Below are 9,420 nucleotides of genomic sequence, written 5' to 3' on the forward strand. Positions count from 1 at the left end.
GTGCTGTCGCGTGGTCGGCGTGCTGTCGCGTGGTCGGTGTGCTGTCGCGTGGTCGGCGTGCTGTCGCGTGGTCGGTGTGCTGTCGCGTGGTCGGTATAAGCCCATTTGGGCTTCTAGTCACCCATCCCACCCATCGTGTCCGATGCACCCACCGTGCCCGATGCACCCACCGCGCTCGATGCGCTCATTGCGCCCATTGCCGCGCTCGTTTCGCAGGAGTTTGTACAGATGTTCTACAAGACCAACAGACCCAACCCTATGAGAATCGAACCCGTCTGGCACGTCAGCGGTCAACCCGCCTCCCCCCCATCATGCGCTCGTGCTTGTATCAAGCGGGCATTTCTCGTCGCGCTGCTTCTGCTCATCTCAACGAGCGAGTCTGCTCTGGCGCGCGTCTGGACCGTGAAGGAGGTCTGCGCGCAGGCCGTGCGCGCGAGCTTTTTGCTGCAGCAGGCCGAGGCACGGGTGCGCGAGACGCGCGAGGTCGTTGAAGAGGCTCGGCTGCCCGAGCGCTCGACGGTGAGCGCAACGGCGTCGTATACCTACGTCGCGCCCACCTTCTCGTTCGGTCAGCCCCCCGCCGCCGTGCAGGCTGTGGTCGACAACAACCTGGCCGGCACCCTCACATGGCGCCAGCTGTTGAGCACGTTCGGGCAGCTCGAGGCCACCGTGGCCGCGTCTCGGCTGGCCGTAACGGTCGCCCAGCTGCAGCTGCGCGACAGCGAGCAGCGCGTGGTCGAAGACGCCCGCGTGGCCTTCCAGGAAGCCGCGCAGGCAGAAGAGCTGCTGCGCGTCGCCGAAGAGACGCTGATAGCGCGTCAAGAGGCGCTGCGAGAGTCACAGGCGCAGTACCGTGCGGGTGTGGTCTCGCGCTACGATGTGCTGCGCGCGCGAACCAATGTTGCGCTGGCCTCCCAGACCTGCGTCGACACCCGACGCGATGTGAGAGCCTGTCGCGTGCGCCTCTTTCAGCTGATGGGCGTGCCGGACACAGCCGCTGAGTCGATAGACCTGAGCGAGGCGCTGCTCGAGCGTCCGCCCACGTCGGTCGACGACGCCATGCAATCGGGCGTTGAGCGCAGATACGAGGTCAGGGCAGCGCAGGCGGGTGTTGCGGAGGGGCGCAAGCGCGTCGATGTGGCCCGCTTGTCGAGCGCGCCACGGCTCGAGGTGCAGAGCGAATACCTGCAGCGCACCCCCACGGGGGTCATGCAGGGCCACCAGTGGAACACGGGCCTCGCGCTCAGCGTTCCCCTCATCGATGGAGGCGCCGCGCGTGTTCACGCTCGACGCGCCTATGAGGCCTATCAGCAGCTCATAGCCGCGCTCGAGCAGACCCGTCGCCAGGCGCGCATCGAGATCGGCACGTGCTACGAAGATCTGCAGGCACGGTACGCCGATCTGGGCACGTCGGAGGCCGCTCTCGAGAGCGCGAGAGAGGCGGCGCGGGTGAGTCGCATCCGCTATGAGAACGGCTTGTGCACGAGTCTCGAGCGTCAAGATGCAGACGCTTCGCTCAGTGATGCCCAGGGTCGCTGCGTGCGCGCGCGGCGTGCCTATGCCATCACCTGGGCGCGGTGGCTTCGCGTGAGTGGTGCTGAGATCACCGAAGCGGCGCCCGCCGTCGCGGCGCCAGCCGTGCTCGAGACAATCAAAGCCAGCGGTACGGTACAGAGAAAGCAGGGTCAGCCGTGAGAAGAGCCGTCGTCATTGTCATCATACTGGTCTGTGGGTTTCTCGCGTTCGAAGCTTCGGCGCTGCGGCGCTTCTTCGCGGGATCAGCGACGCCGTCCGCTGCGGCAGCCGGAACCCCCGCGACGCCTCTATCGACGGCTTCCGCGGTGCCCGTTCCCCCCGTTGATGATGGGAAGGTCTCCGCGCTCGCCTATCTCGAGCCCGAGGGCCGCATCGTTGCGCTCGGGGTGCCCGCCGAGATGGTGCAGGAGCGTGTCACGCGCTGGCGGGTCGCAGAGGGGGCAGCGGTGCGTCGCGGTGAGGTTCTTGTCGAGATGGAGGCGCGCGATCGCCTGCTGCGCGACGTCGAGACGGCGGAGAGTCGCGTGGCGGTCGCTCGGGCCCATCTCGATCAGGTGCTGGCCGGCGCACGGCGCGGGGAGATTGCGGCCCAGCAGAAGGAAGCGCAGCGCATCGCGAGCGATCGTCAGGGAACCCTCGCGGCCCAAGACTCCGCCGTCGCGCGCGCCCAGGCAGATGTCCGTCTGCAGGAAGCGGAGCTGCGTCGCTACGAGCAGCTGTTCAAGGAAGGGGCGGCTCCCGCAAGCCTGCTCGATCAGAAGCGTTTTGCGGCCGCCAGCAGCCGCACTACCCTGGCCCAGGTGAGAGCGGAGCGCGATCGCGTCGCGCGCGTGCTCACGGTTCAAGAATCGCAGGCGCAGGCCACCCTCGACCGCATCTCCGAGGTACGCCCCACCGACGTGGCGGCGGCAGAGGCTGAGGTTCGCTCTGCACAGGCCGAAGCGGCGAAGGCGCGTACCCTGGCGGAGCGCGCGCAGGTGCGCGCGCCCATCGATGGGGTGATTCTCAAGATTCTCACGCGTGAGGGTGAGCGCGTCTCGTCCGCCGGTCTTGCCCAGATCGGGAGGACCCAGACGATGGTTGCGGTTGCCGAGGTCTACGACACCCAGATTGCGCGCGTGCGTGTCGGGCAGCAGGTACGTCTGAGCGGGCGGAACCTCCACGGATCCGAGCTGCGTGGGCGGGTGAGCGAGATCGGCAAGCTGGTGCAGAAGCAGAGCACGTTCACCAATGAGCCGGGAGAGAACTTCGATCGCCGTGTCATCGAGGTGCGGGTTCGCCTCGATGACGCCTCGAGCACAAAGGTGCGCGGCTTGTCGAACCTTCAGCTGGAAGCCCACTTCGAGTGAGACGCCGCGTCTTTCTCGCCTGGCACCTGCTCTTCAAGCAGAAGAGCCGCCTCGCTGTGGCCATGGCGGGCATCGCGTTCGCCAACATGCTCATGTTCATGCAGCTCGGGTTCAGAGGGGCGCTGTTCGAGAGCAACTGCCGTCCGCAGAAGGCTCTCGATGCCGACCTGGTGGTTCTCAACGGGCGCTTCGAATCGCTGCACGCGCCGCAGAGCTTCGCGCGTGACAAGCTGCTGCTCTGCGCGTCGCACGCCGCGGTGCGAGAGGTCATCAGCCTCAGCTACGGCTTCGCCGAGTGGCGCAACCCCGTGACGCATGGCTATCGCCTGCTGCTGGTCTTCGGCATCGAGCCAGAGCATCCACCGTTTCGCGCCATGGCGCAGACGCAGAGCTGGAACGATCTCATGACCTTTGGTCACGTGTGGTTCGATCGCGCGTCCCGTGCCGAGTTCGGCCCGATTCCTCGGCTGATGGCGGCTGACGGTCAGGTCGAGGGCGAGGTGAGCAAGCGGCGGGTGACAGTGACCGGCCTGTTCACCCTGGGGGCGAACTTCGCGGCCGATGGGAACCTCATCGCCAGTCGCAGCACGTTCCTTCAGATGATACCCACCCATAGCCCGGACAAGATCGAGGTGGGACTCATCCGACTGCGCGAAGGTGCAGACGCGCGTGCGGTGGCGGCCGATCTGCAGCGCAGGCTGGGCACCTCGGAGATTGTCGTGACCCGCGAGAAGTTTGCCCAGATCGAGAAGGACTACTGGCAGCGCTCCACGAGCATCGGATTCATCTTCGGGCTGGGTGTGGCCATCGGATTCGTCGTCGGCATCGTCATCGTCTACCAGGTGCTGTCATCAGATGTCAGCGATCACCTTGCCGAGTACGCGACGCTCAAGGCCATGGGATACAGCAACCGCTATCTGGTCGGTGTCTTTGCGCAGGAGTCGGTTCTGCTTGCGGTGCTGGGCTTTCTGCCGGGCATCGGCATCGCGATGGTGCTCTACCATCGTGCCGCGGCGGCCACCACACTGCCCATCGCCATGGATGCGGAGCGTGCTATCGGCGTCTTCGTTGCCACCCTGGTCATGTGCTTCATCTCCGGGCTGGTGGCCGCAAGTAAGCTGCGCTACGCCGATCCGGCGGACATCTTCTGATGCGCGAGACCGTCATCGAGGTGAACGGCCTGTGTCACGCGTTCGGACGTGGCGCGCTCAGCAAGCAGATTTTATTCGACGTCTCGCTTCAGGTGAATGCGGGAGAGATCGTGCTGCTCACCGGACCCAGCGGATCGGGCAAGACCACGCTTCTGACCTTGCTGGGCGGGCTGCGTTCGGCGCAGGAGGGGAGCCTGCGCATCTTCGGTCAGGAGATGCGGCACGCCAATGAGTCGGCCATGCTCGCCGTGCGGCGCTACATCGGCTATATCTTCCAGGCCCACAACCTGCTCGGATTTCTCACGGCGCGCCAGAACGTGCGCATGAGCCTCGAGCTCCACCCCGAGATCCGTGATGCCGATCGACGCGCCGCCGACATGCTCACGCAGGTCGGCCTGGGCGACCACATCGATCGGTATCCTGAGGTTCTCTCCGGCGGCCAGAAGCAGCGTGTGGCCATCGCCCGCGCCTTGGTGGCGCACCCCCGCATCATCCTCGCGGATGAGCCGACGGCGGCCCTCGACGGCAAGACGGGGCGAGAGATCGTCACGATCATGCAGCGCCTGGCGCGTGAGCAGGGGTGCAGCGTTCTCATGGTCACCCACGACAATCGCGTGCTCGACATCGCAGACCGCGTGCTCACCATGGAAGACGGGCGCTTGCAGGACGGCGTTCACTCGGTATAAGCCCATTTGGGCTTCTAGTTGTCGGTATAAGCCCATTTGGGCTTCTACCATCTCCTCTGGTGCACCTGACGTACGTCGAGACAGGCCAGCCGTGCTGTGTGTCGGCGTGGAGGGTCGCACAGGGCTTGCATCGGGCGTCGCCGAACCTCTTCGGCCATTCTGTGCATTGTGGTGATCTCGACAAGTGAGTCTAGCTGAGCAGTTCGAATCGACGTATCGATCGACGCCCGTGATCTTTCGTGCTCCTGGCCGCGTCAATCTCATCGGCGAGCACACCGACTACAACGACGGGTTCGTGATGCCCGCCGCCATCGATCTCGAGACGCGTGTCGCGGTAGCCCCCCGTGAAGACCGCCAGGTCGTGCTCTGCTCGCAGACTGTGGGTGACGCGCCGCTGCGCTTCGACCTCGACGCGCTTCCCGAACGTGGCCAGGGTCAATGGACCGACTACTTCCTCGGCGTGGCGGTGATGCTTCGAGAGCGCGGCGTTGATCTGCGAGGGGTCGATGTCATGATCTCGTCGACGGTGCCGCTGGGATCAGGACTGAGCTCGTCAGCGGCCCTCGAGGTGGGTGCGGCACACGCGCTGCTGCACGTGGCAGGTCGCCAGACGTCGGCGCTCGAGATCGCCCGCCTCTGTCAGCAGGCGGAGAACCGCTTCGTGGGGGTTCCCTGCGGCATCATGGATCAGTACGCATCGGCGCTCGGACAAGCCGGGCATGCGCTGCTCATCGATTGTCGCGACCTGACTGCCGAGCCGGTGCCCATCCCCTCAGGGGTTCAGGTCGTGATCTGCAACAGCCAGGTGCGCCACGCGCTGGGGAACGGTGAGTACGCGGCACGTCGGCGCGAGTGCGAGCAGGGCGTGGCTGTTCTGAAGACGTGGCATCCTCACATTCGCGCGTTGCGCGATGTCGAGATGTGGCAGCTCGACGAGCATCGCGCTGATCTCGATCCGGTCGTGTATCGCCGGTGTCGTCACGTGATTGGTGAGAACGATCGCGTTGCTGCGGCGGTCGATGCCCTGCGTGCAGGGCACGACGAGCTCTTCGGTGCGCTGCTGTGCGCTTCACACGACAGCCTGCGTGACGATTACGAGGTGAGCTGTCGCGAGCTCGACGTGCTCGTCGAGCTTGCCCTCGAGGTCGACGGGGTGCTCGGTTCGCGCATGACGGGGGGCGGGTTTGGCGGGTGCACCGTGTCGCTGGTGCGCGACGAGGCGGTGGCGCACTTCTCAGCGTACATTCAGCGTGAGTACCGCAAGGCGTGTGGCCGTGAGCCCTGGATCCATGCCTGCCGCCTCTCGGCGGGTGCGGGCGCGCTGGGGCGTTTGTGACGATTTGAGCAGAACGGTGATTGAAGAGGTGGCGCTCGGTGTCGACGTGGGTGAGCTGCGACGCAAGGGCTTTGACCTTGTGGCGCTCGATCGTGCGCGACGGATCGTGTTTCGTGCGACGAGGGTCGGTCTGGAAGACGCGCGCCGCATCATCTGCGACGAGATCAAGCCCCAGGTGGTGTGCATCGATGCGCCCACGGTCTGGGCGGTCGGGCCGGGTCAGCGCCGCGCCGCCGAGCAGGCCTTGGGAAGGCTGGGCATTCGTCTCTTCGCAACGCCGTGCGAAGCTCGGGCTGTGGGGTTTCATCAGTGGATGCGCGACGGTCTCGCGCTCTACGACGCGCTGTCTGGGAGTTATCGCCGCTATGATGGGGGTGCGGTGAACGGTGCGATGGCCGAGGTCTTTCCTCACGCGTGTGCGGTTGCGCTGCTGGGCTTCATCCCTCCGCTGCGAGAGAAGCGTTCGATACGTCGCAACCTGCTCGAACGTCACGGGGTTGATGTGTCGCTGCTGTCGAGTCAGGATCAGGTCGACGCAGCGCTCGCCGCACTGGCGGGTGTCATCGCTCTGGAAGACGGTCATAGCGCGGCAGGGGAGGGAATTGACACCATGTTGCTGCCCGCCCGTCCGTTGCCTGCGCGATTCGAGGCCCGACCGTAGCGTTCCGACCGCAGCGTGCGTTTGGCGCGCGCGAATCAGACCGAGGGCGTCGGCTCCGCGTGCGCCTCTGACGAGAGCAGCGCATTCACCCATGCGTTCACGACGCAGTCGAGCACCAGGTGCACGCGCGGGGTTTCGCCGTGGTTGGCTACGCTGTGTGGACGCGAGACGTCGACGAACCAGGCCTCGCCGGGAAGCAGGCGCAGCGCCTGGCCGTCGACGAGGAACGAGACCCGATCGTTGGTCGTGATGGGAACGTGAACGCGCACCACCTCGACGCCGTCTTCCTCGAGGGCGTCGCGGTGCGTGCCGATCTCGGCGCCCGGATGCAGGGTGAGCAGCCGGACGCGACGGGTCTCGCAGGCGAAGAATCGCGTGACCTCCGCGAAGTAGGGGGCGCGCTCGAGAAGTGGCGTGTCGTGGTAATGCGTGCCTTGATAGCCCACTGATGTGATCGATCCGTCGTGCGAGCGAAGGGCGGAGCCGGTCCAGTCGGGGATGGCCGCTTCGACCCCGAGGACGGGAACGGGAGACCAGTCGTCGGCACCGACGCACGCCAGGTCGCGTCGCAATGCGGTCACATCGAAGGTGAGCGGCAGACGGTGGCTGCGCCACAGACGGCGCGCCGTCTCATCGCTGCGGCGCGACCCTTCGACATGCCCGTCGATCCAGGGCAAGCGGCTCATCAGACCGAGAGCAGGCCGGGGTGAGGCGGATCTCGGGGGGGCCACGTGGCGTCGGTGATCACCTGACGCTGCAGGACTCCAGCGTCGCTCGGAAGGAGCTCGTCATGCGCGCGCGTCGCTTCACTGGCCGAGGGTCCAGGCTCGGTGGCCCCCTCCCCCGAGCGCGTCGTCGAGCGATTCGGTCTGCGCACCTCCTTCTCTGCGTCCCCAGGGCCTGCCATGTTGTCTGGCGTCTCGGCGAGACGAGGCGCGTCTGCTATCACTCGGGGCGACTTGCCATTGCGCTTCTTGCTCCCATTGCCCTGGGTCGCGTCCTTGCCTCGGGCGGCGCGCTTGTCGCGTGCGGCTGCCTTTCCTGGCCCGGCGTTCGGATCTTTCGGAAGGGAAAGGGTCTCGTCGGCGGTCTTGTCGGTGGGCTTGAGGCGCTTCTCGCCCTTCGACTTCTTTTCGTTTCGTCCGGGCCTGCGATCATCGAGTCGCAGGCGCTGGACCTTCTTGCCACGCTTCACGGCGCGGCCTCGTCCGGACAGGCTGGGATGGCTCATGAAGTAGTCGTGCGCGCAGAACCCGTCGCCCTCGATGTCGGCACGGACATAGGTGCCATCTGCTTGCAGGTTCCAGCTCTGCAGGTCGTCCTTCAAGGTGGCGATCATGATCTGCTCGAGGATCTGTGCGTGCACCGTTGGGTTCTCGATAGGAACGAGGCTCTCCACCCGTCGCATGAAGTTTCTGGGCATCCAGTCGGCGGAGCTGATGTAGACCACCGCCTTGCGCGATGGCAGGGGTTCGCCGTTGGCGAAGCAGACGATGCGGGAGTGCTCGAGGAAGCGCCCGACGATGCTCTTCACGCGGATGTTGTCGGACACGCCAGGAACCTGCGGTCGCAGGCAGCACACGCCGCGCACCACCAGCTCGATCTGCACGCCGGCCTGCGAGGCGGCGTAGAGGGCGTCGATGATGGTGGGATCGACCAGGCTGTTCATCTTGGCCCAGATTCCCGCGGGCTTGCCGGCGCGCGCGTTCTCGGCTTCGCGCTCGATGAGCTCGAGGAGGCGCTTGTGCAGGTTCAGCGGTGAGATGCGCAGCTTCTCGAGGTTCTTGGGAATCGCGTATCCGGTGAGGTAGTTGAACATCTTCGCCGCATCGCGACCAAGTGCCGCGTCGCACGTGAAGTACGACAGGTCAGTGTAGAACCGCGCGGTGAGCGGGTGGTAGTTTCCGGTACCGAAGTGCACGTAGGTGCGCAGTGCGCCCTCTTCCCGTCTCACCACCATCGAGAGCTTCGCGTGCGTCTTGAGCGAGACGAACGCGTAGACCACCTGTGCCCCGGCGCGTTCGAGCTGGTGGGCGAGGCGGATGTTGGCCTCCTCGTCGAACCGCGCTTTCAGCTCGATGACCGCGGTGACTGCCTTCCCCCCCTCGGCGGCCTCGATGAGGGCGTGCACGATGGGCGAGTCGGCACTCGTGCGATACAGCGTCTGCTTGATGGCGAGCACGTCCGGATCGCGGGCGGCCTGGCGCAGGAACTGCAGCACCACATCGAAGGTCTCGTAGGGGTGGTGCACGAGCAGATCCTTGCTCCGGATGGCGGCAAAGCAGTCTCCGCGGTGCTCCTTGATGCGCTCCGGATGCCGCGGCACGTAACGAGGATAGCGCAGCGACGGATCGTCATCGCTGATGAGCTGCACCAGGTCGGAGTGGTTCATGAGGCTCGGACATCGCCAGACATCGTCCATGGAGACCTGCATGGTCTCGGCCAGGAAAGCCGTGGTCTCATCCGACATCGAATCGCCCACGATGAGCCGGATGACCTGCCCTCGCCGTCGCTGCTTGAGCGCGGTTCGATACATCTCGACCAGGCTCTCAAAGCCCTCTTCGAGGATCTCGAGCTCGCTGGCCCGCAGCACGTGGAAGACGCCCACGTTGAGCACGGTGAACCCAGGCAGGAGATGCGAGAGAAACAGGGGCACCGCGCTCTCGATGGGGAGCCAGCGCTTCCCCTTGCCCCGCAGGTG

General features: G+C 65.8%; 8 protein-coding genes. 6 read left to right on the forward strand and 2 right to left on the reverse strand.

The genetic code is table 11. From position 1 onward, the window contains the following. The first annotated feature begins 228 nt into the window (after positions 1–228). The 6 genes from EB084_12985 to EB084_13010 all read left to right on the forward strand — a co-directional run bounded on the left by EB084_12985 (position 229) and on the right by EB084_13010 (position 6,719). Complete coding sequence (locus EB084_12985; protein ID NDD29172.1) at positions 229–1,695, forward strand: TolC family protein; 1,467 nt, start codon at positions 229–231, stop codon at positions 1,693–1,695. Beyond that, positions 1,692–2,885 carry an HlyD family efflux transporter periplasmic adaptor subunit gene (locus EB084_12990; protein NDD29173.1) on the forward strand — a complete coding sequence of 398 codons (1,194 nt, stop codon included), beginning with the start codon at positions 1,692–1,694 and terminating at the stop codon, positions 2,883–2,885. Before EB084_12985 ends, EB084_12990 begins: the two co-directional genes overlap by 4 nt. After that, positions 2,882–4,036, forward strand: coding sequence for an FtsX-like permease family protein (locus EB084_12995; protein ID NDD29174.1), 1,155 nt, complete (start codon positions 2,882–2,884; stop codon positions 4,034–4,036). Before EB084_12990 ends, EB084_12995 begins: the two co-directional genes overlap by 4 nt. Next, positions 4,036–4,722, forward strand: a complete 687-nt coding sequence (locus tag EB084_13000; GenBank protein NDD29175.1) for an ATP-binding cassette domain-containing protein — start codon at positions 4,036–4,038, stop codon at positions 4,720–4,722. Before EB084_12995 ends, EB084_13000 begins: the two co-directional genes overlap by 1 nt. 184 nt (positions 4,723–4,906) lie before the next feature. Continuing rightward, positions 4,907–6,058, forward strand: coding sequence for a galactokinase (gene galK, locus EB084_13005; protein NDD29176.1), 1,152 nt, complete (start codon positions 4,907–4,909; stop codon positions 6,056–6,058). Further along, the gene (locus EB084_13010; protein NDD29177.1) at positions 6,012–6,719 is read left to right on the forward strand and encodes a DUF429 domain-containing protein; all 708 of its coding nucleotides are present in this window, start codon (positions 6,012–6,014) and stop codon (positions 6,717–6,719) included. The genes galK and EB084_13010 overlap by 47 nt, the downstream gene beginning before the upstream one ends. A 35-nt stretch (positions 6,720–6,754) precedes the next feature. Here the strand turns inward: EB084_13010 and EB084_13015 are convergent, their stop codons facing one another. Both EB084_13015 and ppk1 read right to left on the reverse strand, forming a co-directional pair. Further along, positions 6,755–7,405, reverse strand: coding sequence for a hypothetical protein (locus tag EB084_13015; protein NDD29178.1), 651 nt, complete (start codon positions 7,403–7,405; stop codon positions 6,755–6,757). Beyond that, the coding region (gene ppk1, locus EB084_13020) for a polyphosphate kinase 1 (GenBank protein ID NDD29179.1) at positions 7,405–9,420 on the reverse strand (2,016 nt) is incomplete at its 5' end. The genes EB084_13015 and ppk1, both read right to left, overlap by 1 nt.

The sequence above is a fragment of the Pseudomonadota bacterium genome (genome assembly GCA_010028905.1).
GTDB lineage: Bacteria > Vulcanimicrobiota > Xenobia > RGZZ01 > RGZZ01 > RGZZ01.

What these genes read in the sequence shown, in the direction of transcription:
- EB084_13000 (NDD29175.1), top strand. Translation starts at nt 4,036, where the DNA reads ATGCGCGAGACCGTCATCGAGGTGAACGGCCTGTGTCACGCGTTCGGA.
- EB084_12985 (NDD29172.1), top strand. Translation starts at nt 229, where the DNA reads ATGTTCTACAAGACCAACAGACCCAACCCTATGAGAATCGAACCCGTC.
- EB084_13015 (NDD29178.1), bottom strand. Translation starts at nt 7,405, where the DNA reads ATGAGCCGCTTGCCCTGGATCGACGGGCATGTCGAAGGGTCGCGCCGC.
- EB084_13010 (NDD29177.1), top strand. Translation starts at nt 6,012, where the DNA reads ATGCCTGCCGCCTCTCGGCGGGTGCGGGCGCGCTGGGGCGTTTGTGAC.